This is a genomic window from Herbaspirillum sp. RV1423 (genome assembly GCF_000577615.1).
Lineage (GTDB): Bacteria > Pseudomonadota > Gammaproteobacteria > Burkholderiales > Burkholderiaceae_D > Herbaspirillum.
In genome coordinates this window covers 30,190-55,350 of sequence record NZ_CBXX010000033.1, presented here as the reverse complement: position 1 = coordinate 55,350, position 25,161 = coordinate 30,190, and the positions used below count along the sequence as shown (strand labels likewise).

27 protein-coding genes and 1 pseudogene are annotated in these 25,161 nt (G+C 55.5%); 21 read left to right on the top strand and 7 right to left on the bottom strand.

What is annotated here, in order from left to right; genetic code table 11:
• The first annotated feature begins 109 nt into the window (after positions 1-109).
• From RV1423_RS22040 to RV1423_RS22020, 5 genes are all read left to right on the top strand, one after another.
• On the top strand, positions 110-1,066 hold the full coding sequence (locus tag RV1423_RS22040) for a LysR family transcriptional regulator (RefSeq protein ID WP_011801872.1): 957 nt from the start codon (positions 110-112) through the stop codon (positions 1,064-1,066).
• 425 nt (positions 1,067-1,491) lie between these two features.
• Positions 1,492-2,226 carry a hypothetical protein gene (locus tag RV1423_RS22035; RefSeq protein ID WP_155835215.1) on the top strand — a complete coding sequence of 245 codons (735 nt, stop codon included), beginning with the start codon at positions 1,492-1,494 and terminating at the stop codon, positions 2,224-2,226.
• Positions 2,227-2,262: 36 nt separating this feature from the next.
• Complete coding sequence (locus tag RV1423_RS22030; protein WP_011801874.1) at positions 2,263-3,021, top strand: hypothetical protein; 759 nt, start codon at positions 2,263-2,265, stop codon at positions 3,019-3,021.
• A complete protein-coding gene (locus RV1423_RS22025; RefSeq protein ID WP_011801875.1) occupies positions 3,018-3,629 on the top strand; it encodes a hypothetical protein in 612 nt (203 codons plus the stop codon). Before RV1423_RS22030 ends, RV1423_RS22025 begins: the two co-directional genes overlap by 4 nt.
• A gap of 11 nt (positions 3,630-3,640) precedes the next feature.
• Positions 3,641-4,225, top strand: coding sequence for a lytic transglycosylase domain-containing protein (locus RV1423_RS22020; RefSeq protein WP_011801876.1), 585 nt, complete (start codon positions 3,641-3,643; stop codon positions 4,223-4,225).
• Here RV1423_RS22020 and RV1423_RS30015 read toward each other — a convergent pair.
• Both RV1423_RS30015 and RV1423_RS22010 read right to left on the bottom strand, forming a co-directional pair.
• On the bottom strand, positions 4,155-4,709 hold the full coding sequence (locus RV1423_RS30015) for a hypothetical protein (RefSeq protein ID WP_011801877.1): 555 nt from the start codon (positions 4,707-4,709) through the stop codon (positions 4,155-4,157). The genes RV1423_RS22020 and RV1423_RS30015 overlap by 71 nt on opposite strands.
• 32 nt (positions 4,710-4,741) lie before the next feature.
• The gene (locus tag RV1423_RS22010; protein ID WP_011801878.1) at positions 4,742-5,098 is read right to left on the bottom strand and encodes a hypothetical protein; all 357 of its coding nucleotides are present in this window, start codon (positions 5,096-5,098) and stop codon (positions 4,742-4,744) included.
• A 221-nt stretch (positions 5,099-5,319) separates the two neighbouring features.
• Here RV1423_RS22010 and trbB point away from each other — a divergent pair, with 221 nt between their 5' ends.
• The 3 genes from trbB (at position 5,320) to trfA (ending at position 8,065) form a co-directional block, all read left to right on the top strand.
• Positions 5,320-6,285, top strand: a complete 966-nt coding sequence (gene trbB, locus RV1423_RS22005) for a P-type conjugative transfer ATPase TrbB (RefSeq protein ID WP_011801879.1) — start codon at positions 5,320-5,322, stop codon at positions 6,283-6,285.
• A gap of 29 nt (positions 6,286-6,314) precedes the next feature.
• A complete protein-coding gene (locus tag RV1423_RS22000) occupies positions 6,315-6,779 on the top strand; it encodes a hypothetical protein (protein ID WP_155835214.1) in 465 nt (154 codons plus the stop codon).
• A gap of 404 nt (positions 6,780-7,183) precedes the next feature.
• Positions 7,184-8,065, top strand: coding sequence for a plasmid replication initiator TrfA (trfA, locus tag RV1423_RS21995; protein WP_011801881.1), 882 nt, complete (start codon positions 7,184-7,186; stop codon positions 8,063-8,065).
• Between the two features lie 14 nt (positions 8,066-8,079).
• Here the strand turns inward: trfA and RV1423_RS30010 are convergent, their stop codons facing one another.
• Complete coding sequence (locus RV1423_RS30010) at positions 8,080-8,223, bottom strand: hypothetical protein (protein WP_011801882.1); 144 nt, start codon at positions 8,221-8,223, stop codon at positions 8,080-8,082.
• A gap of 414 nt (positions 8,224-8,637) precedes the next feature.
• On the opposite strand from RV1423_RS30010, the gene RV1423_RS21990 reads away from it, so the two are divergent.
• From RV1423_RS21990 to RV1423_RS21965, 6 genes are all read left to right on the top strand, one after another.
• Positions 8,638-8,979, top strand: coding sequence for a TrbC/VirB2 family protein (locus tag RV1423_RS21990; RefSeq protein WP_011801883.1), 342 nt, complete (start codon positions 8,638-8,640; stop codon positions 8,977-8,979).
• Positions 8,980-9,005: 26 nt separating this feature from the next.
• A complete protein-coding gene (trbD, locus tag RV1423_RS21985) occupies positions 9,006-9,329 on the top strand; it encodes a conjugal transfer protein TrbD (RefSeq protein WP_011801884.1) in 324 nt (107 codons plus the stop codon).
• Positions 9,330-9,332: 3 nt separating this feature from the next.
• Positions 9,333-11,777: a helicase HerA domain-containing protein gene (locus tag RV1423_RS21980; RefSeq protein ID WP_011801885.1), complete on the top strand. Its 2,445-nt coding sequence runs from the start codon at positions 9,333-9,335 to the stop codon at positions 11,775-11,777.
• A gap of 158 nt (positions 11,778-11,935) precedes the next feature.
• Positions 11,936-12,637 (top strand): conjugal transfer protein TrbJ, encoded by a 702-nt coding sequence (locus RV1423_RS21975; RefSeq protein WP_011801886.1) that lies wholly within the window; start codon positions 11,936-11,938, stop codon positions 12,635-12,637.
• A gap of 14 nt (positions 12,638-12,651) precedes the next feature.
• Complete coding sequence (gene trbL / locus RV1423_RS21970) at positions 12,652-14,277, top strand: P-type conjugative transfer protein TrbL (protein ID WP_034301401.1); 1,626 nt, start codon at positions 12,652-12,654, stop codon at positions 14,275-14,277.
• Between the two features lie 9 nt (positions 14,278-14,286).
• Positions 14,287-15,786, top strand: a complete 1,500-nt coding sequence (locus RV1423_RS21965; protein WP_011801888.1) for a toprim domain-containing protein — start codon at positions 14,287-14,289, stop codon at positions 15,784-15,786.
• Positions 15,787-15,882: 96 nt separating this feature from the next.
• On the opposite strand, the gene RV1423_RS21960 is transcribed toward RV1423_RS21965, so the two are convergent.
• Both RV1423_RS21960 and RV1423_RS21955 read right to left on the bottom strand, forming a co-directional pair.
• Positions 15,883-16,794, bottom strand: coding sequence for a hypothetical protein (locus RV1423_RS21960; protein ID WP_011801889.1), 912 nt, complete (start codon positions 16,792-16,794; stop codon positions 15,883-15,885).
• A complete protein-coding gene (locus RV1423_RS21955; protein ID WP_197034987.1) occupies positions 16,791-17,885 on the bottom strand; it encodes a hypothetical protein in 1,095 nt (364 codons plus the stop codon). The genes RV1423_RS21960 and RV1423_RS21955 overlap by 4 nt, the downstream gene beginning before the upstream one ends.
• Positions 17,886-18,049: 164 nt before the next feature.
• Here RV1423_RS21955 and RV1423_RS21950 point away from each other — a divergent pair, with 164 nt between their 5' ends.
• Genes RV1423_RS21950 through RV1423_RS28675 form a run of 3 tightly spaced genes read left to right on the top strand, consistent with a single transcriptional unit; the run spans position 18,050 to position 21,314 of the window.
• Positions 18,050-18,703 carry a type IV secretion system protein gene (locus RV1423_RS21950; RefSeq protein ID WP_011801891.1) on the top strand — a complete coding sequence of 218 codons (654 nt, stop codon included), beginning with the start codon at positions 18,050-18,052 and terminating at the stop codon, positions 18,701-18,703.
• Between the two features lie 11 nt (positions 18,704-18,714).
• Complete coding sequence (locus tag RV1423_RS21945) at positions 18,715-19,845, top strand: TrbG/VirB9 family P-type conjugative transfer protein (RefSeq protein WP_231502472.1); 1,131 nt, start codon at positions 18,715-18,717, stop codon at positions 19,843-19,845.
• Positions 19,842-21,314, top strand: a complete 1,473-nt coding sequence (locus RV1423_RS28675; protein ID WP_051516850.1) for a TrbI/VirB10 family protein — start codon at positions 19,842-19,844, stop codon at positions 21,312-21,314. Before RV1423_RS21945 ends, RV1423_RS28675 begins: the two co-directional genes overlap by 4 nt.
• Positions 21,315-21,463: 149 nt before the next feature.
• Here the strand turns inward: RV1423_RS28675 and RV1423_RS21935 are convergent, their stop codons facing one another.
• On the bottom strand, positions 21,464-22,198 hold the full coding sequence (locus RV1423_RS21935) for a cytochrome c biogenesis CcdA family protein (protein WP_011801894.1): 735 nt from the start codon (positions 22,196-22,198) through the stop codon (positions 21,464-21,466).
• Positions 22,199-22,210: 12 nt separating this feature from the next.
• A complete protein-coding gene (locus RV1423_RS21930; RefSeq protein ID WP_011801895.1) occupies positions 22,211-22,591 on the bottom strand; it encodes a thioredoxin family protein in 381 nt (126 codons plus the stop codon).
• A gap of 123 nt (positions 22,592-22,714) precedes the next feature.
• Here RV1423_RS21930 and RV1423_RS21925 point away from each other — a divergent pair.
• From RV1423_RS21925 to RV1423_RS21910, 4 genes and pseudogenes are all read left to right on the top strand, one after another.
• Positions 22,715-23,071 (top strand): annotated as a pseudogene (locus tag RV1423_RS21925) (transposase family protein); the annotation flags it as partial.
• A 215-nt stretch (positions 23,072-23,286) separates the two neighbouring features.
• Complete coding sequence (locus RV1423_RS21920; RefSeq protein WP_034301395.1) at positions 23,287-23,895, top strand: TetR/AcrR family transcriptional regulator; 609 nt, start codon at positions 23,287-23,289, stop codon at positions 23,893-23,895.
• Between the two features lie 72 nt (positions 23,896-23,967).
• Positions 23,968-24,555 (top strand): hypothetical protein, encoded by a 588-nt coding sequence (locus RV1423_RS21915; protein WP_034301393.1) that lies wholly within the window; start codon positions 23,968-23,970, stop codon positions 24,553-24,555.
• 109 nt (positions 24,556-24,664) lie between these two features.
• Complete coding sequence (locus tag RV1423_RS21910; protein ID WP_034301390.1) at positions 24,665-25,111, top strand: DUF883 domain-containing protein; 447 nt, start codon at positions 24,665-24,667, stop codon at positions 25,109-25,111.
• Positions 25,112-25,161: the final 50 nt, after the last annotated feature.

The window sequence follows — 25,161 nt, the reverse complement described above, 5'->3', positions numbered from 1 at the left end:
GGCTGATGCCTTTGTCTCCTGTTTGGAGGTATTATGGAGACACCGTTGATATAAGTCTATAAAGAAAATCCAATAGATATAATCACCGTTGTGAATATTGGGGTGATGCATGGATCTGCGTGAAATTGACCTAAATCTTCTGGTTGTCTTCAACCAACTGCTGCTGGATCGCAGCGTTTCCACGTCTGCAGAGAAGCTGGGGTTGACGCAGCCTGCCGTCAGCAATGCACTCAAGCGCTTGCGCGCCGTGTTGAAGGACGAACTGTTTTTGCGGACCTCACGCGGTATGGAACCCACGCCGTATGCATTGCATTTGGCAGAACCGGTGATTTACGCACTCAACGCGCTGCAGACCGCATTCACCACACGCAACTCTTTCGACCCACTTGCCAGCACGCGCACCTTCAACTTGGCCATGACCGACATCGGCGAGATGTACTTTGTGCCGCCACTGATGAATGCTTTGTCTGAGGCAGCACCCCATGTGCGAATCAGTACCGTACGGCCTAACGCTGGGAATCTGAAGGAAGATATGGAGTCCGGCACAGTCGATTTGGCTCTAGGTCTGTTGCCCAACTTGCAGACCGGCTTTTTTCAGCGCCGGCTCTTTCTTCACAAGTACGTTTGCATGTTTCGCAAGGGACACCCATTGGCTAAATCGCCAATGACTCTCAAACAATTTACGGAACTCGATCATGTTGGCATCCTAGCCGCCAATACCGGGCATGGTGAAGTGGATGGCTTGCTTGATCGCGCAGGCATCAAACGCAAGATGCGCCTGGTCGTTCCGCATTTCATTGCTGTGGGTCACATACTTCAGACTACCGATCTCATCGCCACTTTGCCGGAACGGTTTGCCGAGCGATGCGAAGTGCCATTTGGTCTTGTTACGTCCCCCCATCCGGTCCGCCTGCCAGACATAGCAATCAACCTCTTTTGGCATGCGAAGTTCAACCGGGATCCCTCCAACATGTGGATTCGACAGCTCGTTGTCAAGCTCTTCGCAGACAGTGACGGAGAGCAATCTCCGCCGCGTGCGGCAAGGAGTACCCCAAGTTCAAGGTGACTGAAGGCGCATGAAACCACTCAATATTCACCACTTTGAGCGGCTCACATTTTGAAAGCTCCCGGCTTTGCCGGGGGGTCGGTACTTTCAATTCAACGGATTCAATGACCGCTGTCGGGCAGGAATTTCAGTTGTCTGGCCGTCAGGTATGGGCACTTAGCGTGCGCCTATCGCAGTCGGGTATCCGGCATATCGTTGTGTTGAATTTGGCGTGCTCCAAACCTGCCGTTCGAGACCGACGGCCGGAGTGGCCAGTCAACTCATTCGCCAACGTACCAGATATCCCCCACCCCGCACACTTCAGTCTCTGCTACTTCCACGCTGCTGGTGAATTGATTCGCCTGTCAGCGTACCTGTCAAGCAGGTTGTGCCACCTGTCGTGCCGCCTGTCACGCCACAACTTGCGCCCTGTCGGTATGGGGATCATGCACAGCATCAAATCGGAAATAGATTCAATTCTTCGTGAAGAAATTGTACTTGCCCAAAAGGATGACCCCGCTCTGATCGTGCGGTCGGCCTTCGAGGTCATTGAAGAATTTTTGGGTCAGGGCATGTCGCTGGAGAGAATCGCATCTGCGCTTCAAAAACATGACATAAAGATCACCAAGGGGCACCTTGTTCGCCACCTTGGCATAGTTCGGGAAGAGCGCGGGCTGAAGCCATTAAAAAGAGGCAAAAAACCCAGGTCCCCCGGTGCAGCGACTCCGGCCCCATCAGCGTCATGTCTTCAAATTCAACCGCTTACGCCTGCCAAAGCTCAAGGTGATACGCCCTACTCTGCTCTTGCTGCCGAGACGGACTCCGCGCCCAAGGCAACCGAACTGACTCGCAACCCTGATGAACAGGCAAAGCCGGTGACCACAGATACGGCGCGGTCAGGTGGAAAACATGGCGCAGCCCAACCAATTGGGGCAAGTCAAACTGTATTTCCAGACGAAATCACCAGGCTCAAATTCATCGAAGTGAAAGGCGAATTGCTGGACGTCACCAGGATGAATATTGATGACTATTTGACCGTCTCCAAGACTATCCCTGACAACGCAAAAATCCCCGACGGCATGTTCGAAATCATTGCCGCAGAAAACAGGATACGAGGCATGTACGAACGCGCGCTACTCCAGTATGACGAAGCCATCGCCAAGTGGAAATCAAGCCAATAGCTTCTTGCACGAATTTAAACAACTCAAAGGATGGTCATGATCAAATCGTATTTTGTGGACGGCGACAAAGGCGGCGTGGGCAAAAGCTTCGTCTCCCGGTGCCTGGTAGACAGCTTCATCAACCATGAAGTGTCGGGAATGCCAAAGATTGACAAATTGATTGTCATTGACGCCGATCCCATGAACCCGGATGTGGTGTGTGACAACGGCTACAAAAATGAGGCTGTCAACAACATCCATGTCATAGGCCTGCAACGCCCCATCAAATCAGAAGACGACTGGCTGAATCTGATCAACGAATTGGCTGAAACCCAGATCAATGAAACGGACAAAATCCGCCTTGTTTTTTCATTGCCGTCTGCGGCCGGTCTTTACATCACGGAGTCAGTGTTAAGCCTGATGGCATTGATGAATCCGACACCGATCTGGGTGATGGGCATTGATGCGTCGAGCACAAATCAGCTGGAGGCCCGCGTTGGCAAAAGCCCCATGTTTTACCAAAACGGGGTGGTGCTGATCAATCTGAAGCACGGGCCTGGCAAGGCTTTTGAATTCTGGGACAAATCAAGCATCCGCAAGACCCTGTTAAGTGGCGTGGACTATGCATGGTCGGAGCTGGAGTTGCCAGCCATGATGCCACGCGCGGCTGAGTTGATCGGGTCAATGCCCCTGCACATGGTGATCGACAAGGGCAATTTGCCGGGATCTGGTGTGGCCATCGGCACGCGCACGGTCGCCCAAACCTACCGTGGCATTGCCGGGCGCAAGCTGGCTGTCCTGGAGTCTTCGAGATGAGTGGTGTGGATGATGAAGACAAGCGCATCGGCAACACCATTTCCGGGGTCATCTCGCCTTCGCCCGCCGCGGCGCTTGCACGCCGCGCTGGCACCTTGATTGATGAACTGGCGGCCCGGCTCGCGCCCTCTGGCCTGCCATCTGATGTGCAACACATTGTTGACGTGGCGGTGCGTGCCGGCATGGGTGAGAGTGATCCCAACTGGATCTGGCTCTTGCCAGTATTGTTGCGCCAGGTGCCTGCTGCAGCCATGCGCATCGAATTTGAAGCGCTGTCTGGCGCATTGGTCAAAGGTGCGCCGGGGCTGGCGAAAGGACCTGGTCACGATGATGACAGCCTTGAGTCGATTGTGGTCATGATGACTGCCATGCGTGGGGAACTGCAAAAATTCCCGCGCCGTGTCGGTGAGACGCTGAAACCTGCAGTTGCTGAGGCGGTAGTGGATGCTTTGGAGGCTGCGCCTGGGCGGGTCAAAGTTGACCTGGATGATGCCAAGCTCCTGGCTGCAGCCCGCGAGGCATTCATGTCGCTTTACGTGTTGGCCGCTGTCGGGCTGGGTGCGTTTTCAACCGTGGCGGCTTTCATCATCGGCTCCAAATTTGGCTGACTGGGGGCGCCGTGCTTGAGCTCTTGATGATGTGTGCACCCGCCGTCGATCCGGTCACCATGGCCGCTGTTGTGAAGCAGGAATCCGGCGGCCAGCCCTGGGTTGTCAACAACAACACGACAAGAAAATCAATGGCCTTTGCGTCCAAAGCTGTGGCCGTGGCCGCTGCGGTGGCGGCTGTCGGCCGTGGCGAAAGTGTTGATATGGGGTTGGCGCAAATCAATAGCAAAAATTTGCCCGCGCTGGGGCTGACTGTGGAACAGGTGTTCGACCCCTGCACCAACATTGCTGCCGGGGCAAACATTCTGGCTGCGAGCTATGGAAGAGCCGGCTCGCTCGGCGGCGCCCTGAGCATGTACAACACCGGCCGGTTTGATTCAAAAATCGGCGCTACCTACGCCCAAAAGGTGTTCGGACAAGCCGGGGAAAAGGTACCCAGAATACCGGGTGGGCAACTGGCAAAACTGCCTGAAACGTCTTCTTTTGCAGCCAACCCTGCCGCCATGGCGGCCGTGCGACTGACGGTTACGCCGTCGCCGTTTGCTGCCGGGCTTTCGCCCGTGAGGACGGCTTTACAGCCCGCAAATTGGCGTTGAACCGCTTTTGGGCACTGGCGACAATTTGCCTTTTGAGTTGGGACAAAACGGCCCGGCCATTTGCACCCGTGAAGCCAAAGGCATCGCCCAAGTCGCTACCGGCCAAATTGTTCAGTTCATCAATTTGGTCCAGTTCCTGGCAGAACACCTGCTCAAATTGCAGCCGCTTGTCGAGCTGATCGGCCTTTTCATCTGGCGACTCAAACTCGTCGTGAATGTCGATCTCGCCAGCATCGTCTTCGTCACCCACGCCACCCAATCGTCTGCCACTGCCGCCCAAGCTTTCCAGGTTGTTGCCCCTGATTTTGTGCTTCAGAAGCTCAAACAGTGCGCCTTCATGGCCGGGTCGAAAGATGTCAAGGTTCTTGTTTTCTGATTGCCGAGTGAGATAAAAAACAATAATTTCCTGCTCAATATCCCGTGCATCTTCACGCAGTTTGAAAGCCCATTTTTTCGACAAGGATCTGAAGTGTTTTGTATCCATCAAGAACCACCTTTGCGGATTTATTAAGCTATTCACCAAGCAGGCGATATTTGCAAACTATTCGTCTTGATTAGTTTCTCAATCTGCCTTTTCAATGAATCTGGCAACTCGGCAAATTCTGTCAAGCGTTTGAACCCGGCCACCATCGCCTTGAGTGCGGCCTGCAGCGCCTTGACAGTAATTTTCCAGGTACGGGATTGGCCTAATTTTTGCCAGGTTCGACTGAGTAAGAAAGCTTTTTGAAGCAACTTTTGATACGCTTGATACTTCTTGACTGCCGCAACAAACGCAGAGTCACTATTGCAAATAGTCCTCAAGGTTTGCAAGTTCTTCTGTTCGCCAGCAGAGGCCGTTTTGATAATGCCATTGGCAAGCTCAGCTACCTTCATTTTTATCCCTTGAAAATGTGTTGATGTCTGTAAATATACAGAGTGGCCACAATTTCACAAGCTGAATAAATACCTCAAAATAAGGCAAGTGTCTGGCCAATAATTGGACAGCCGACAGCCAGTATTCAACGGCAATACCCCTTCAGTGCTGTCGGATTCTCGGGTTAGCGCACCTCTGAAAATGGATCTGCTTTGTGCTTGCGGATGGACGGTATGCCGGCATGAGCACACACCAGAACACGTCCAGCCATGAGTTCCACCGCAGGTCGGACGATGCACTGCGGCGCGCCCTCGGCGCTGACATCCTGGCCGCCCTGGCTGATGACCGGGTGGTAGAGATCATGCTAAACCCGTCGGGCGACCTCTGGACTGACTCCCATGTAGGCGGGATGCAATGCATTGGCAAGATTGACCGTGTACGAGCCATGGCGATTGTTGCCACGGTGGCGGCCATGCTGGGTACCACGGTCACACCTGACAACCCGATTTTGGAATGCGAGTTGCCCTTGGATGGTTCGCGGTTTGAAGCCTTGATTCCACCGGTTGTGCCAGCGCCAACTTTTGCCCTTAGAAAAAAGGCAACATTGATTTTTAGCCTGGCTGACTATGTTCGGACCGGGGTGATGACTGAGCTGCAAGCCACATTGATCAAAACGGCGGTTGCAGACAGAAAAAATATCCTGATTGCCGGGGGCACTGGCTCTGGCAAAACGACTTTAGCCAATGCCGTCTTGAATGAGATTTCTTTCATATCACCTGATCACAGAATCGTCATTATTGAAGACGTGTTGGAGCTGCAATGCAGCGTGAAAAACACGGTATTTTTAAGAACATCAGCCAATATTGACCAAGTTGGTTTATTGCGAGCAACGCTTCGATTAAGACCTGACCGAATTGTTGTGGGTGAGGTCCGGGACAAGTCGGCTCTGGCGTTGCTGAAGGCATGGAATACGGGGCATCCCGGCGGCATTGGCACCGTCCATGCAAATTCTACTGGTACAGCCTTGGTCCGAATCGGACAGTTAATTCAAGAAGCGGGTGTGCCTGCGGCACCTGAGTTAATCAGCGAAGCGGTCAATATGGTGATATCCATCCGCAGGAATTCCACCGGCCGAATTATTGATGAAGTAGCTGAAGTAACCAATTGGTCGAGTGCGATTGGTTTTGAGCTGAGACGACTTGGCTAATTTTGAATCAAATTCAAAACGAACGCCTTATGCAATTCAACTATTTTTTAGACACCCATATTTTGAATATCTTTGTTCAAAAATCGTATGGAAAAGCAATGTTGGCTTGTGAGTTTCTGATTGTCGGCATCTTACAATTTGACGTTGTTGCCGGCAATTTTTATGGTCAGGCAGCATGTCTTGTGGTTGGCATGGTATTTGTCAAATTGGCACACGTTGCCACACAAGCAGGGATCGGCAAGGCGGCTCAAATAGAGTACGCCATCAAACAAAAAAATAGGAACAGGGATGCTCATCAACAAAAAATTGCCAAGGTACTGCGGCGAGCTGCAACCGCACAGGTTGTGGCGCAATCATCGGTTTTTTGGTCGGCCATAAAAGCAATCGTTGCAGCAGAACTGCACGTGCGTTCAATTTTCAAATCGGTCCTGTGCACGGTGACCGACACACTCACGCCAAAGCTTTTCCCGTGCCCGCCAACCGCCTGCGCGTAAGCGTCGGCGGGTTATCGATCCCGTCCGCCGGCTGCGTGGGCGCGCAAAACCTCCAAGAAGCCCGCTGGGATCAACTTTCAAAAGTTGATCAGAATGCAAAGTTTGGAACTCCTGGCTGCTGCTGATGTTGCGGCAATACTCAAGATCAGTGAAGCATCCATTTGGAATTGGCAATACGGGCGCAAAACGCCGCCAATCGGCTTCCCTCCCCCGGTCAAAATTGGGGCATCCGTTCGGTGGCGGTCATCAGACATCCAGGTGTTTATCCTGGGTTTGCCGCTCACGACCACCGGTCGCATCCCACTCCCCGGGCTGGCACAAGCAGCCCCGGCCACGGTCGTACTGACCAAGCCGGTGCGTGGCCGTGGTCGGCCTCGTAAGAATCAAACAGGCGCCTCGGGTTGATGCGCCAAAAGCGGACCTTTGAAGAAAACCTGGCACTGGCCAAAGCACGGGGGCAGCAAGCTGCGGCACTGCAAACCGTCGTTGCAGAAAAGTCTTTGGAAGTCCAGTTGCCGCTGTGGGCAGAAGTTTGCCGGGGTGTTCCCAACAGCGTCCTGCGGTCGGCACTTTTTGGTGTGGTACGACGTGGCCCACGATCTTTCCAGCAGCGCGTGCAAAAAGCCAGCGTCGAAGGTATCAAGATCATTCACACAGGGCCACAACTGGATCAAGCGGATCTGGATGTCTGGGAACAAGCACTGCAGCTGGCCAGAACTGGCGGGCTTGGGTGCCGGATTCAGTTCACCGCATCACAATTCTTGAAGAGCATTGGACGCGGCAACGGCAAAAGCCAGCATGAATGGCTCAAAGGGGCATTCGCACGGCTGGCGGCCAGCGTGGTGGAAATCAAAGATGCGCACCGGGCATATTTCGGGGCCATCCTGCACCACGGTGGCAGGGATGATAAGACTGGCCGCTACGTCATTGAGATGAACCCGAAAATCATCGAACTCTATGGCCTCGACGGCTGGTCAAGTGTGGAATTTGACCAGCGCATGGCGCTGAAAAAGCGGCCGCTTGCCCAGTGGCTACACGGCTATTACAGCTCCCATGCCAAGCCCTTCCCCGTCAAAGTCGAAACCCTGCACCGGCTGTGCGGAAGTCAAAATGCGGCCATCAAGGGATTCAAACAGGACCTCAAGTCAGCCCTGGAAAAACTGGAAGAAGTCACCAACTGGACTTGGAAAATCGATGCTTCAGACTTGGTGCACCTGTCAAAAATGCCAACTGCAAGTCAATCAAGGCACTTGCTGAAGCGTGGTCGATTTCGCGGACTGCCCTGAGCCCGAGCGTCAAATCAAGTAACTGTGACCCAGTTGCCTGGCTGCAAGCCAGGCAACTGGGCAAACTCGCGGGTGTGGTTGGTGACCAGCAGGGCCTGTTGGCTCAGGGCGTGAGCGGCAATCATGGTGTCCGGCGAGCCGATGGGTGTGCGTGCCACGGCGCTCCGGGTCAGCCCGATGCAGGGGCAGTTTTGAACGCCGCAGATTAGAGATAGATTAAAGACAGATTAGCTGCATTTTGCACCACCCCCAAGCGATTGATTTGCCTTGAGATTTTGACAATTTTTACTTTGTCGCGGTATGTGCTATGCCGTGCGCCGGTACCTGCTATGCCGTGGTTTGGTATGCGCTATGCCGTGCCGGTATGTCCTATGCCGTGTTCGCCGGTATGTGCTATGCCGTGGTTTTGTGGATAACTTTTGCCGTCCGGCTGCTGGCCTCTCACTCCGCCAGACCCGAGTAGTTGAGCTGTATGGCACGGGAGCGCGACGCGTCGATTTGTTCATTTGCAGTCCAGCGGTATCAAGCACCAGCCAAACAGGCCGGTGTCTTTTTTCCAACTGGAGTAGATCGTGCATTTCCAAACAACCAAGCCTATCAAATCACTCAAAAAGCTGGTCACGCCCGTCATCTCGGGCATGGCCGCACTGGTATCCCAGGTGGCCCACGCTGGCCCAGCCCTGCCCTGGGACGGCCCGATCACCACGGTGGTCAACAACCTGACTGGGCCGGTGGCCACCGGCATTTCGACCGTGGCCTTCCTGGCAGCAGGCGCGGCACTGATTTTTGGTGGTGACGACTTGGGCGGAATTGCGAAGAAACTTTTGTACGTGGTGCTCGGTGTGGCGCTGATCGTCTTTGGTGCCAACTTCCTGAGCATGATCGGTCTGGTCAACAGCGGCGCCTTGATCTGATGGTCCGTCGTTTCTGATCGCAAATCATGGCTGATCAAAGCAAAGATAGCGGCGCTGACTTTTCAGTACCGTTGCATCAATCCATGCTCAGGCCCATGCTGCTGCTGGGCGCTGAGCGAGAGCTGATCCTGGCACTGGGCATCGTGGCCGGTGTGTTCATTGTTTCCTTGTTTCAACTCTGGGCCGCCATTTTTGGTCTGATTTTGTGGGCCGTCGGCGCATGGGTGCTGACTCGCGCGGCCAACTTTGACCCCCAACTCTCCAAGACCTTTGCTCGCAGTTTGCAATACCGCAAGCTGTACAAGAGTGCCGCAACACCGTTTGCGTCGCCGCGCAAATTCGGAGGCTGAAAAATGCTCTTGAAAGAATTTCGCAGCCAGGCCCAAGGCCTGCCGGATCTGTTGCCCTGGGCGGCGCTGATCGACAACGGCGTGGTACTCACAAAATCTGGTGGCCTGCTGGCGGGTTTTGAATTTCGCGGCCCGGATCTGGACAGTGCCACCAAAGAGGAACTGGCGGCCGTGTCGGCTCGGATCAATGCGGCCCTGGCTCTTGATGACGGCTGGTGCTTGCATGTGGATGCCGTGCGCCGTCAATCCCCTGGTTACCCTTTGGACGGCGCTTTTCCGGACCGTACCACCCGACTGCTGGACGATTGCCGCCGTCTCGCCCATGAAGGCGATTGGGCTGGCTTTCAAAGTGACTACACGCTGGTCTTGTGCTGGCATCCGGACCGTGATGCTGCGGCAAAAGCCGAGATGCTGTTTGTGGACGGGGCTCAAAAGACTGGAGTGGCAGAGCGCAGTTTGACTCGCTTCAAAACTGTTCTGGCTGAAATTGAATCGCGGCTGGCAGGAACGCTAAAGATCCGTCGCCTGGTGGACACTGTCGACACTGAAACCGGATCGGTTGAGAGTCAGCTTCTGGCGCATTTGGCTTCTTGTGTCGCTCTGGCACCACGCGCCAGTTTTGTCATGGGCACGGTGCCAATGTACCTTGACGCGGTACTAGGCCAACACGACTTTGTGACGGGATTCGAGCCCCGGATTGACGACAAAACAGCTATTTGCATCGCCGTGACGGGCTTTCCTGGCGCCAGTTTCCCCGGCATTCTGGACTTCTTGTCACGCTTGCCGGTGGAATACCGCTGGTCAAATCGTTTCATTTTCATGCCGGTGCGTGAAGCGGACAAGGCCCTTGGCAACTACCGTTCAAAGTGGGCGCAAAAGCGGCTGTCACTGATGAACTTGATGCGCTCAAGCCAGGGTGGCGGCGTCACCCACGTGAATGCGGATGCAGACGATATGGCTGCGGATGCGGTCGCCGCCATGGCTGAGGCCAGCAGCGGCCTGGTGCGATTTGGCTTTTACACCAGCGTTATCCTGCTCTCCAGCGCAAACCTCCAACAATTGCGTGATGCCGCGCAATACGTAACCAAGATGATCGCCAATGCCGGGTTTTCAGCTCGGGTCGAATCCGTCAATGCGGTGGAAGCTTATCTGGGAAGCATGCCTGGCAATCTGTATGCCAATGTGCGCCGCCCACTGGTCAACACCTTGAACCTGGCGCACTTACTGCCCCTCACGGCAATTTGGGCCGGTCCGGATGCTCACCCGTGTCCCTTTTATCCTGAGCATTCGGCGCCGCTGTTGCAGGCAAAAACTGATGGTGCAACACCTTACCGGCTTTGTCTGCACGCGGGCGATCTGGGTCACACGGCCATCATCGGACCGACTGGATCGGGCAAGTCCACTCTGTTGGCAACACTGGTAGCGCAGCATTTCCGCTATCCGGGCGCGCAAGCCTTTGTCTTTGACAAGGGCTATTCCATGTTCCCCTTGGTGGCTGCTGCCGGTGGTCAGCATTACGACATTGCAGGTGAATCGGACAACATCACGTTTTGCCCCTTGGGACAAATTGACAATGAACTGGAGCGCACCTGGGCGGCTGAATGGCTTGAAAGCCTGGCAGAACTGCAAGGTGTGGCCATGTCACCAGAACTGCGCAAAGAGCTCTTTCGCGCCGTCAACCAGTTGGCGGCCTCCACAGACTGCGCGGAGCAACGCACGCTGTCAAACTTTCTGTTGACCCTGCAGGACAACCGTCTGCGTGAAGCGCTGGAATACTACTCGCTGCGTGGATCAGCGGGGCGGTTGCTGGATGCCGAAAGCGATGGACTGCAGGCGGACATCTTCCAGGTCTTCGAGCTTGAACACCTGATGGCTCGCGGCGAAAAGATCGTGCTGCCCGTTCTGGCTTACCTGTTTCACCGGCTTGAGCAGCGTTTTCACGGTCAACCTACCTTGTTGGTGCTTGATGAGGCCTGGATCATGCTGGGGCACCCTGCATTCAGGGCCAAGATTCGCGAATGGCTGAAGGTGCTGCGCAAATCGAACGTGGCCGTCATTTTTGCGACCCAGTCCCTGAGCGATCTGTCTGGCAGCGGGATTGCCGATGTGATTTTCGAGTCTTGTCCCTCAAAAATTCTGTTGCCCAACCCGCAAGCGCAAACCGAAGCCTTGTGCGGGCTGTATCAAGCGATTGGACTCAACCGTCGGCAAATCCAGATCGTCAGCAATGCCATACCTAAGCGCCAGTATTACCACCTGCACCCGGACGGCTCCCGCGTTTTTGAATTGGGACTGACTCCGCCGGAAATGGCCTTTGTTGGGGCAAGTGGACGCGAGGATTTGGCGCGGATTCGTCATCTGCAAAAGCTCGATGCGCTTACCTGGCCGTCTGCCTGGTTGCGGGAACGCGGTCAGTTCGATGCCGCCCGTTTATGGGATAGCTATTGACTGTGACAGGTCAGCAAAGAGCATCTGGCCCGACGCTCGCACAGACCTCCCCTGTGTCACCACGGTTTTACTGGTTGTTTGATCGTGGGAGGGCCACTTTTTTGCGTCAACTTGCGTCTGGCCGGTATGGGACAACAGTATTCAATAAAGGAAATCCCATGAAGCCCAAGAAGCTGCTTTCCAGCGCCGCAGTGGCGGCTGCCTTTGCTTTTGCGTTGATACCATCCGCTCACGCCGGTGGCGGTGGGTTTGTGGGTGCCATGGAAGCCACCCAGTGGCTGAACAACGCCGAGCTGGTCAATGTCTATTCAAGCAATCTGGAACAGCTGCAGCAGCAAATCCAGATGTACCAGAACATGTACCAGAACACGCTCGGCATTCCGATTCAGGCGTGGAGCGGCATTGCGGCGCGTTTGACATCGTTGGTCAGCACGATTCAAAACACGCAAGGCATTGTGAACGCCACTGTCAATTCCATCACCGACATGCAAACAACCTACGGCAACGGAAATTTGCTTTCGAACCAACAGCAAAATCTGGTGAATTGGAACAAGGGCTTGAACAACCAGATTGGGGCGGCTTTGCAGCAATTGGGCTTGAACGCAAACAATTTTTCGACAACGCAAAGTGCTTTGCAGCAAATTCAGTTAGCATCCCAGACTGCGGCGGGCCGGTTGCAAGCAATTCAGGCTGGCAATCAAATTGCCGGCATGATGATCAATGAAACCCAAGCACTGCACGGCACCATCATTGCGGCGGAACAGGCCCGACTGAATGCCATCGCCAAACAGGAAAACGAAAAGTACCAAGACGAGCTTTTGTACCGCAACTTCTTTCGTAACCATTCCGGCCAATACTGAGCGGAGTGCTATCGATGCGGGTCGCCATTTTTCTGCTGCTGTGCGGCATCACGCCATGGGCGAATGCCGCTGGCATGATGGACACGCTGGTGAGTCAGGTTCAAGGGGCATCCGGCGGCTGGATGACGACTGCTTTGGGTTACGCCACCAATTTGTTCTTTGGCTTGGCTGCCCTTGAATTCGCCTGGTCGGCGATTCAGCTCACGCTCAAAAAGTCAGAGCTTTCGGAAATCATGGTGGGGACCTTGTTCAAGGTCATGTCCCTGTCATTTTTTGCCATGGTGCTGATCAAGGCGCCCGAGTGGATTCCTGCCATCATCAATTCCTTCAAGGCGGCCGGTGCCGGTGTGGGTGGGACTTCGGTTTTGTCGCCATCGGCGGTGTTTGATCAAGGCTTGCAAGTGGCCGCCAGTCTGATGCAGTTCTCCAATGATGCCGCGCCCAGCACCGGCAGCATGATCATCAACACCTTGACAAACTCTGGCCAGGGCCTGGGCAAATTCATGTTGAGCTCCATCATCATTGGCGTTGCCTCTGTTTTCATCATTCTTGGCTACGGTCTGATTGCCGTTCAACTGCTCATCACATTGGTTGAGTCTTATTTGATTATTGGCGGGGGTGCCTTGATGCTCGGGTTTTCCGGCTCACGCTGGACGCACAATTTGTCTGAAAAATACTTTGGCTATGCGATTTCCATTGGCGTCAAGCTGTTCACGATTTATTTGATCATTGGCTTTGGCAATAGCTTTACCCAAGCGCTGAAAGACACCATTGCAGCTGCCTACGCCGCACATCCTGAAGGCCCCAGTTTTGGTGACTATTTGGGTGTGGGGGGCGCGTCGCTGTTCTATGGAGTCACTGGCTACATGGCACCCGGCCTGGCGGGGTCGATGCTCAATGGCACGGTGGCCATGTCTCTGCAAAGCGCTGGCACTGCGGCTGGCATGGTGGGTGGCGCGCCGGTGGCGGCGGGACTTGCTGCAAGTGCGGCTGGTGCGCGCGCCCTGGGGCTTGCGGGCGGTGCCATGGGTGCGTTAATGCCCGTTCAAAGAGCTGCGGGTGCCATTGGTGGCTCTTCTGCTGGCGTCGGATTTGGTGGTGGCATCAGTGGCATGGTCAACCCTGTCAACCCTTTTCAAACCAGTGCGAACGCGAGCAGTGGTGGCCAGGGCGTACCCGGTGGTTTGGGCGCTGCAGTCCAAAGCGGCATGGCTGGCAAGTCGGGTGGCGGCACTGGCAGTCACCTCGGTGCATTTTCACCCTCCCCCTCGCCGCCTCCTTCTGACAGTCCTGTGGGTTGGCAAGGCTTGAACGCGGGTAGTCAAAGTTTTGGCCAGACCCAAGCTCCCGGTTTTGTTGATGCGCGTTTTGATCCGTTTGCCAGTTCACGTGATGGCGGCTCCGGAAAAAGCCAGCCAACCAGCAACGAAACTGGTGGCATGCCTGCCAATTCATTCGATGCAAAGTCTGCCCAACAACGATTTGAGGCTGACTACAAGCAAGAACCAAGTGGCGTGGCAGACAAGCTCAACAGTTTTTCAAAGCGTTTGCAATACGCTGCGGATCGCAGGAAGCCGCATTGGGTGAGTGATGGTCATCTGGGTCACGCGCCAGGCTTGCGCATGGGGCTCGATTCTTGAGGAATCACCATGGATTCACTGCAAAAGACTGAGAACTACCTTGTTGCCCGAGGCTGCGACATCCACAAAGTCAAGGACCATTTGGTCGAATTTCGTCTGCCCGGTGAAACCAGCCGAACGCCCGGTGGCCGACTGTCCCTGGCACGGGACGGTACTTTGAAAATGTGGCATCGCTACGCAGAAAAAGGACTTGCAGCGGGTGAGCCTTGGCTTCCCGCAGGCGACATCCCGATTGGCGACAAATCGACTCCGGCGCTGCGGGCGCATGTTGACCAGCTGACCGTGCACCAAGAACTGGCGGCATTGATCAAAGTGCCCAAATTTTCGTCTGTACCAGGGCAACTGCGCTCGTATGACCCGGAACAAGTGTGGCGAGCGGCTGATGCGGCCTTGCAGGCGGCGGGTTTGATTCCGTCGCGCTTGAACGGACGTTACTGCGATGGCTCGGATCAAAAACCTGTCTACAAGCTGCTGGTGTCCAACGACGGTCTTGCAACCGCTTTTTCATTTCGTGGCGACATCGATCTGCCTGCACCGTGGCGGGTAGGCAGGCAAACCAGTGATGGCAAGAAAACCATGTTTGTCACGGGACGCGATTTGGGGCTGGATGGCGATCTTGCACCACCCCGGTCTTCACCTGCTTTACCGCGCCCGGTGAAAACGCCTGAAATTCATCCGGCCGATCTGGATCTGAATCGAGACACCATCAAGTCATGGATGGCTGCTGAAAACCCGCCTGCTGATCATAGGCACCTTGTCAAAGGTAATGCCACTTTGGATGGCTCGCAGTTGCGGGTGTATCCCGGGCATCATAGATATACCGGCACGATGATGGTTCCCATGTTTCGCCCTGATCCGATGGGCAGGCGAGACACGGTGGAGGTGTGCGGTGTGCATCACCTGATGCCCAAGCTTACGTTCAGCACCGACAAGATCATGGCCAAAGGCTCGCGAACGGTCGGCGCCTTTGTGCCTTTCCCAGCTCCTGATTCGTTGATGAGAGCAATCGTCGGCGATTCCCTGGCTCCGATTCAGGCATGGCTGGCAGTCGCTGACAAAACGAAGCCACTCGTGATCTGTGAAGGGGTGGCAACAGGACTTGCGATTCAACAGAGCGGTGCAGGCAACACGCTTTGCGCCTTGTCGTCAAACAATGTGATGGAAGTCGCCAAATGGGTCAAAAATGCGGGCCTTTTCGATTCATTTCCGGGTGTCGTGATCGCGACTGACCACGACATCGGCCGTGACGCGGCGGGAAGACTGAAATCAAGCGCCATCCCGAGGGCGTTTGAAGCTGCCAAGGTGACGGGGTTCGCTTTGGCCGTGCCTACTGCGACAAGTCAAGTTGGCACTGATGCGCGGGATCTGCTCGGCGAGGGCGGTCCCCAGGCCGTTCGTGACTACATTGCCAGCGCTGCACCGGCTGCCGACGTGGAAAAAGCGAGACCCGATATTTTTCTGTCGGCGAACGTAAATCAGCTTTCCAAAGAACCAGAATTCGAGCGGTGACACCAGACACTGATTGATTCTCTGGCGTCAGCCTTGTCCCTGGCATTGGACGCCAGAATGATGATCAGGTCACACGCCAGGTGGCTTGCGACGCATTCATCGGACCTTGGTAAGTTGCAGGTAGCGCCGGATGGCAATATTGAATTGGCGCATGTCCATAGGTTGGCTGGAAAGCAGTCCGAAGTTCACGCTGTGCAATGCCTCAAGCTGATCCTCATAGCTGTCGAGCAAAGCCTGCATGCCAGTATTGATGGTGTCCAGTTTGGCTCGGGTACTCTCGGGTGCTCTCAACTCCTGCACCGCCTGCTGCCAGATGTGGGGCCATTGTTCGACGGCGGTTTCGTCGAGTTGGTCACAGAGGTGGGCCATGGCAACGACGCGGCCGAGGTCTTTGTTCGCGCGTTTGATCAGGCGCCCATCCATGGGGTCAGACATCCTTTTCTCCTCAATTTGAGGATGGTGCAGGAGGTTGGACAGCGCCATAGTTGCAACGCTGGCCAGCTGAAGGCCACTTGCGTGCCTCACCGGTTTGAACTGGGTTACACCCAGGTACGCAAAGCTGGGAATTTCGAAGTGACTGTGAGGGGTCTCCACCCGTTCGCTGTAACGGGTTTTACCTTCCGCGTCGGGAGCCAGCTCTGGCGGGGCGCCGAGCAACTCCAGGAACCACTCGTCTTTGCCTTGGCCAGGTGGCTTGAGGCGCACCACGGGCAATTTATCCTGTGGGGTTGTGCCATCAGCGGGGTGATCGTACTTTTCGGTGTTCACCCGCGGCTCCCACCCTTCATTGATCAATGTGGTGGCTATTTCCTTGGCAGAAATGACGGCGGTGGCGTTGGGTGTGAGCATGCCATCGATGTCCTTGGTGCGCAGTTCGGTGTCGGCATCCTGGATCAGTTGAGCGGCAGCAGAGAGGCTGCCGACGATGATGATGTTGCTGTGGTGCTTTTTGGGTAGTGCCAGGGCCAGCTTGTGCAAGACGACGTGGGCGTTGAGGGATTGGCTCATGGTTTTTGTCCTTGCTTCATCAGTTGCAGTGCATCATTGACTTGGTGGGTCAAACCGGCTTTTTGCATGTTGGCGATGCAATCGGGCAGTGCCCCCCAGTTTTGGCCGTCCTGATACACAAAGAGTGAGGCCGGTCGGTCGATGAAGTGGACCACGACATGGGCCATTTCAGTGCGGCCTTTGTATCGCTCCAAGCCGGGGTCAATTTCAGTGATGAACGACAGATCTGTTCTTCGGGTGCCGTGCACGAGGATGTCCAACTGCGGGGAGTTGGTGGCGTCCAAAGTCGGCAAGTGGTGCAGTGCCCCCATGAGGCCGCCAACGGCGAGGTCGTCGCGCTGCAATCGGGCTAGTTCCTTGGCCAGACGGTTGGCACTGCGCGGTGCGCCCGAGCGATCAATGAAGTAGGCACTGGAGAGCTGGTTGGTGCGCTGGATCCAGTGGAGCCAGTCGCTCTGGGCAAAGTAATGCAGGCGAAGGGTTTTGTCTTCCGGGTCTTTTTCTATGCAGTGGTCATAGGTGTTGAGCACTTTATAGATGGTTGGCAGGCTGGCCTTTGTGTCGGCGGCTATGGTGCTTATGCTGACCCCCGGCAGGGATTGAAGGTGGCGCTGCAGAAAGTAGGCCAGGACAGCTTCCTGACTGGCTGTGGTGGGTTTTCTGAAAGGGTCGCTGACAGTGGATGCGCCATCCATGGCGAGCCTCTCGCTGTGCTGTGCCGTGGCCCGGATGTCGTGAAGCATGATGCGTCCCGCGATGTGTGGCTGAGTGATGCGTTTGAATTGCTCGACTTCTATCTCCACCCGTTTTTTGGCAAGTGTGCAGCTGTGCAGGTAAATGTGGGCGTCGGTGAGGTCCGGTTGTGCCTGAAGTTCATACGCAGCGTCCAGCAGCAGGGTGCGCAGGTCTCGCGTGTTTTTGAGGTCGTGCGATCGCAGCTGGAAGTGGCGGCCCAGTGCATCTGACACTTCGCTGTAGTCGTCAGGGTTGCGACGCACGGTCCGGTAGGGGTTCTGTTCTTGCATGGGCTTTATGTGCGCATTAAATTTGTGGCGCGTATTTATTTTAATGCGCGCAAATAAATGATGCAAGTTCAACACATTGCAGGTGGCTGGCTCGGGAGACCATTTTCTGTTTGTGGATGGTGGCGTTGGTAAATGTGCCCTTACCCGCCAGCTGGGCTCCATGCTTTCCCTTTTTTGTGCTGCTTGCGCCAAAACGGTATTTGGCAACAGCACTCAAAAAGGACGCATGCATGTCAAAACAAAATCCATACCTCAACGCCCGCCGGGAGTGGGATGAGCGCTACGGAGGGTTGATCTCACGCGCGCGCAATTGGCAACTGATTGCGGCTGGCTCCTTGGCTGTCGCGGTTGTGGCTGTGGTGGGCATTGCTTTCATCGGGTCCCAATCAAAGATTCAACCGTTTGTGGTTGTCACCGATCAACTCGGCTCTCCGGTTGCTGTGGCCCGTCCTGCGCCGGTTGCAAAAAGTGATTTCGACAAGCGGTTAATGGTGGCCCAACTGGCCGCCTTCATCAAAGACGTCCGCTCCATGTTGCCCGATGCTGTTGCCCAACAGGTCACGCTCAACCGGGTGTATGCCATGGCGGGGCGCGACGTGGCCGGATTCTTGAATGACTTCTTCAAGGACAACTCGCCTTTCTCGGTCGATGGTTCGGTCACCCGCGTGGACATTTCGTCGGTCATTCCCCAAGGCGGTGAAGCCTACCAAGTGTCCTGGGTGGAAACCAAAGCCAGGCCCGGCGCGACGTCTGTGGCAGAACACTGGAAAGCCGTCGTCACGGTCGGGGTTGACGCCAAGCTGGCAGAAAACCCCAAAGTCGCGCTCTGGAATCCATTTGGCATTTACGTCAAGTCCATCTCCTGGACCAAAGAAGCTCTGTAAAGGCAGTCATCATGAAAAAATCCCTCCTCACCCTCACCCTCACCCTCACCGCTCTTGCCTTAGCTGCCAGCGCATTTGCACAGTCAAATGCTGCTGCTTCGCACACCAAGCCGCCCACCGTCGAAACCATTGAAGCGGACGATCATGGCCAGATGTCCACTCAACCATTACCCCCGCGATCAGTTCCAGCAGTTGAATCCCTGGCTTTGCATCCCACCCCTGCAAAGCAACAAATCACGGCATCCCCTGAAGTCTTGGCTCCGACACCCATGCTGCCATCAGCCAAGGTCCAGGTAAGAAAACTTCCTGTCGCCGATGCCGCAAGGCTTGCCGCCGCGCAACGCTGGGAACAAACGGGCGTGGCTGATGCGCTCGTCGGTGCCGGTGGCGCTGTCGAATATCCCTATGGGTATTCACGTCCCACGATTACCTGCGCCCCCTTACACGTCTGCTCTGTTGCGCTGCAAGATGGCGAGGCAGCAACCAGCGTGTCGATTGGCGATACGGTGCGATGGCTATTGCAAAACGCAACGGCTGGAGCGAAACCTGTGATGATGATCAAACCGACACAGGCAGGCCTGTCAACCAATCTGGTGGTGACGACTGACAAAGGCCGCATCTATTACATGCACCTGGTGTCGAGCAAAACCGAGTACGTGCCTATGGTGAGCTGGTATGACCCAGCGGCCATGACCCGAGATCTGAGTGCTGAGGCGCAGGCGTTCGCACGGCAAAAGGCAGAACTTGAGGCATCGATTGCGGCCACCAAGCTTGCCGCTGAACAAGCCAAAGCCCAACGGGTCGTGGCTGACAGGTCGGTTGGCAAGCTTGATCCGACAACACTTGATTTTGGCTACAGCTGCATGGGTGAGGCGGCGTTCAAACCGGCACGGGTGTTCGCCAATGAAACGCACACGTTCATTCAATTGCCGCCGGGTGCAGCAGCCAGCGATGCACCAGCCGTGTTCAATACCTCGAACAACGAAACCGAGCTGCTGAATTCCCGGCTGGTGAATGGCTATTACATCCTCGATGGCAAACCCGCCAAACTCAGTCTGGTTCTGGGTGTGGGTGCCAGCGCCCAAACCGTCAAATGCCAAAAATTAGTGCCAAACAGTTTGTTCAGCTGGGGCGCCAAATGATGTTCAGATTTGGCAAAAAGTCCCAGACTGACGATCCAGCGGACGTTGAGGTGGCGGCCATTGATGGCCCGGGTCAGCCGCTGGAAATTCATACGCCACCACCTGGCACCAAGCGACTGTCCAAGAAAGGGCAGTTTTTACTCTTGGGCGGCGCGTCCACGGTGGCATCGGCGATTTTGATCGGCGTGATGATCAGCGGCAAAAGTGGTGGCAATGCTGAGTCTAAAAAGCAATTGACCGCCAGTGATGCACCGGGCCAAACGGCCCCGTACAAGGAAAACGCAGAAGACATCCAGCGCAGAGCAACTGTTGCCGCTGCAGCGGTTGGCAATCAAGCCACTCTTCAAATAGCTGATGGTCAGCAGACAGGGCCATTGACAAGCCGCTCGTCAAATCCAAAAGGCAGTTCTGGTGGAACTCAAACTGCCAGTGGTGGTGCCTCACCGCCCTCGCCCGCTGAGGCCCATCGGTTGTGGCTGCAAAAGCGCAAGTATGAGCGCATTCAGGGGCAGATCATGGCTTCTGATTCCGCAGAAACCTCTGACATCAGCAAGGGTGGTGCCGCGCTGGCTGCCAAATCGGCTACGGGAGGAATCATGGGAGTGAATGCTGATGGTGAGGGCGTGGTTGGCGGTGTGAATCAAAAGCTCTCAGCCGCCAACGGGCGTGCTGCGAATGCGCGTGCGTCTGCCACGGCTGAGGCCATGCGCATGGCGAATTTGCCAGCCGGGGTGGCAGGTATCAGCAGTAACTCAGGAAATTTACCTGCCACTCTGGCCGGTGGCGGTTCCGCCGGTCTTGATCCTGCAGTGGCGGCCCAAGCGCGCAACAAGGCTTTCATGAAAGAAGCATTTGACAACGGCTACTTGCCAGAATTGCTCAAACCCAAATTGGGGGAATTTGAATTGACGGCTGGCTCCGTCATCCCCGCGGTCATGCTGTCTGGCATCAATTCCGATCTGCCTGGAACCATCGTGGCCCAAACCCGCCAAACTGTTTATGCCACCAATGACCCTGACGCTGTGGTGATCCCGCAGGGCTCGCGTCTGATCGGCAGGTACTCTGCTGATGTCGCCTATGGTCAATCACGGGTGCTGGCGGCTTGGGATGAACTGATTTTGCCCAATGGCTCGCGGATTTCATTGCATGGCATGTCGGCGGCCGACGGTCAGGGTCAATCAGGCATTGAAGATCAGGTCAATAACCACTTCTGGAAAACCTGGTCGTCAGCTCTGTTGGTGTCCTTTTTGGGTGTTGCCGCCCAACAGTCGCAGCCACAAAACCAGGGTGCATTCAACACCCCGTCCGGTTCGGCTCAAGCCTCTGCTGCCGCCATGAATTCCTTGAGTGATGTCAGTTCGAAGATTTTGCAAAAAAGCTTGAACATTTCGCCCACTCTGCAAGTTCGCCCTGGCATGGCTTTCAACGTCATGGTCAACCGCTCGATCATCTTGCCGACCTACCGATGATCATGGCACGGCACTGTGACTCTAACACCCCTTCAAACAGGCTGATGCCAGGGAGTGTCAGCTTACGGGCAAATCAATTTCATGAATTTGAAAGCCATCTAGCCGCCCATCTTGGCTGACTCCAACATGCCCGAGCAAACGTGTCGTCTCTATATTCCTACAGTGAAATTAACCCAGGCATCCGGCAACCACTTCAGAACCTGCGCTTCAAGCCATTTATCGCCGCCAGTCAAAATCGCGACCCCCATGGCACCGAGTAACAACGCAAAAACATAACGCACGCTTTCGATGCGTGCTAGAACCCAGTCTCGCATGCGCATAAAACCACTGCGCGATGCGTAAGCCACCGCCACCAATGGGATGGCTGCACCCAGGCCAAAAATGCCAAGCACCAAACCACCACGCGCCACACCACCTTCACTGGCTACCAGCGTCAGGGCCGATCCCAGCAATGGTCCAGAACAGGGGCTCCATACCAGGCCGAGAACACTTCCAAGCATCAGCGCGCCCACCAAGGAGCCACTGTCGAGTTTGGCCGATGCAGCATTCGCCGAACTGGCAATCGGTAACATCCATTGCGTGAACCGTTCACCCAGGGCCGGAACCAGCATCACAATAGCGAAGGCAATCAGCATTGCAGCACCACCCGCGCGCACGGTGTCGCCGTCAATACCAAGAGCCGGGCCTAGCGCACCGAGGACCATTCCGATCAACGCAAATGAGGTCGTCATGCCCACACCCATGGCGACGGGTGCGAAGCGGTTACCCTGCAAAGCGCCTCCCAATACCAGCGGCAACAGTGGAAAAACGCACGGCGACAAAGTGGTCAGGCTACCGGCAAACAGGCTCAACCCAACTTGTGGAACAGTCAATGAAAGGGTCATGGTCGCACCGGGTCAAAGTGCTGATTTCAAGGCGCCGCGAAGACCCCCTGGTGAGGTATCGCCGACCACGCGATAGGTCTCTTTCTGACCACGCAGCACCACCAGAGTGGATTGGGCTCGCACATTGAAACGGCGTTTCAGGTCTTTTTCGGTGTCGTAGTTCGCCACCAACACCGTGATATCCAATCCGGCTTCGGACTTCAGATCTTGCAAGACCTTCGTTTGAGCGCGACAAGTCGGACACCAATCAGCATGAAAGTGAAGCGCCACCGGTTTGTCGGCCTTTTGCGCCTGATCCAACGCACTCGCAGAGTACGGCTTGATCTCCAACGCATGCGACACCAACGCACCGAACACAAGAAGCGTTGAGAAAATGATTTTTCCGATATTCATAAGAACCTTTCAAGGATGTAATGCGCAAACAGTTGCGGCTACTTTTTTTGGTTCTTCGTCAATTTCACTGTAATTTTTTGGTTACTGCGGGAGAATCCAGTTTTCAAAATTGTCAATAGCAGTATGAAAGACACCGCGCTGTATGAGCATCTTCTTGGACTGAAGTCCCCCTGGTCGGTTAAGAAGGTAGACCTTTCCTTAACGGACCAGTGCGTGGTGGTCGAAGTTGTTTTGAAGAAGGGCCAGGTGTGGGCTGACCCAACAGACGCAACCAAGAGGGCACACATCAATGGCTGGAGCGAGCGCCAGTGGCGACACCTCGATACTTGCCAGTTCGAGACCATCATCAAAGCCCGAGTCCCCCAACTCAAGTACAGCGACGGCACAGTCGAAGAATTGACGGTGCCCTGGGCAGAACGCTACAGCCGGGTCACCACAATGATGGCCGGGTTCGTTATCAAGCTGCTTGAGGCCTGCCCAAGACGCAATCGACCTACATCCGGGCCGTTCGCAGGTTTGCCAAGTTTCTGGGTACTCAATTGCAGAATGCTGGAAATGCATGTGCCGCCTAGACCCAGACTCCTAACAGCGCATAGCGAAGAAAACTGCCCTTTGATTGTCGGTTCGGGTTGCAGGATAGCAAGAATTCGTGTTTAATGAACGTTCGTTAAATAAAAAAGCAAAGGTAATATCGAATGGCGAAGCAAGCTTTCACGAATACACGAGAAGAAATACTCAGTCTGTCAGTTTCGCTCTTCGCAGCACGCGGATTTGACGGGGTGTCGATGCGCGATATCGCACAAGGAGTGGGCGTGGCGCCGGCTGGCCTCTACCACTACTTTTCGGACAAGGAGCAACTCTGTCTGGACGCCGTCGGATATGCATTCAAAGAAAAGGTCGAGCCCTTAACGTTCTTTTTGAACGGCGCAGGGGATCCCTGGGGTCGACTTGAAGCGTTCATAACCCAGCTTACGCGCATGCTTGCCAAGGAGAAGGACTTTAGGCGCCTGATTCAGTGGGTATTGCTGGACAGCAATGAGCAGCGCTTGCAAAGCCTGGCCGATCGAGTCTTTCGAGACCTATTCAACGCACTGCGCAATCTCGCCGGCGAGGTCGCTCCGGGCCATGACCCCCAGCCGCTCGTTATTTCAATGATCGGTCTGGTGATCTATCCCTTTGAAACCCAGGCGGTGCGACGTTTCCTGCCGGGCTACCAGCTACAACATGAAGACCCCAAGGCCATTGCGCGGCATGTCGTCGGCGTGTTGCGCAACGGTCTTGGTGGAGATAACGAGGAAAAATGACAACAGCGCCCCGTCCAAGGCAAACGTGCGGAGCAGACGTACCCTGCTTCATAACTGCAAGGGGAAGAAGTGATGAAACTGAAAAAATGGTTGATCCTGTCGGCACTGGTAATCGGCGCAAGTGCGCAGGCCGCGGAAGAAACCGCGGCAAAGCCGGTTGAGACGCCCAAGGTGTCTTTGCTACAGAAGGCTGAGGAAGGCGCGAAGAAGGCGGCCGAGGACGCAAAGGATGCGACGCGCAAGGCCGCAGAAGCCGCCAAGCAGGCGGCAGAGAAGGCTGAACAAGCCGTCAGTGAAGCCTCGCAGAAAACCGCCGAAGCAGCCCATCAGGCCGCGCGAGATGCTGATGAAGCTGCCAAATTGGCAGTCCGCAAGACTGCACAAGCCACCCGCAAAGCGACCGCAGCTACCAAGGAGGCCGCACAGAAGGCCGAGGAAGCCGCTAAAAAGGCCGCCGTAGCGACCAAGGAAGCCGCTCAGAAGGCCGGGGAAGCGGCGAAAAAGGCAGCTAGATCTGGCAAAGAGGCTGCGCAGAAAGCGGCCGAAGCCGCCAGAGACGCCGCACAGAAAGCCACGCAAGCCACCCGAGAGGCTGCCGACAAAGCGCTTGAGGTAACCAAGGAAACGGTCAAAGACGTCAAAGATGCCGTGACGAAGTAACCCTTGGCAGGCGGACTGCTTCGAACGGGCTAGGCCGCCATGAGCGTGCTTACTAACCTGAAAAATTGTTATACCGATATTTTTTCTTAATCACTGATGGAGGTTTTCCATGTCTGAATTCAACAAGCCCGGTTCTATAACCAAAGACAAACTGATAGCCGACGTGAAGCAGATTGTTGCCGATGCCGATGCGCTTTTGCAGGCCACGACCGATCAAGCCAGCGAGAAGATCGCCGGCTTGCGCACCCGCCTGCAGGCAAACCTGAAGGCGGCCCCAGACCGACTTGCCGAGTTCGCGGCCACGGATGTCGACAAAACCAGGCAAGACATCCGGGACGCGCTGCAAAAAACGTCGGACGCGGCTCAGCGTGCGGCAGAAGCCGCTGTTGAAGCGGCGCAGAAGGCCGAGGAATCGGTCAAAAAAACTGTCGAGTCCAGCAAGGAAGCAGCCCAGCAAACGGCTGAAGCCGCCAGAGACGCAGCCCAGAAAGCAGTTACCGCCACCAAGGAAGCTGCCGACAAAGCACTGGATGCGATGCAGAGCTGGATGCGTTAACGGAAATGGCCGGCATGGCCAGAGTTGCCATCGACAAGTCGTTCTTGGCA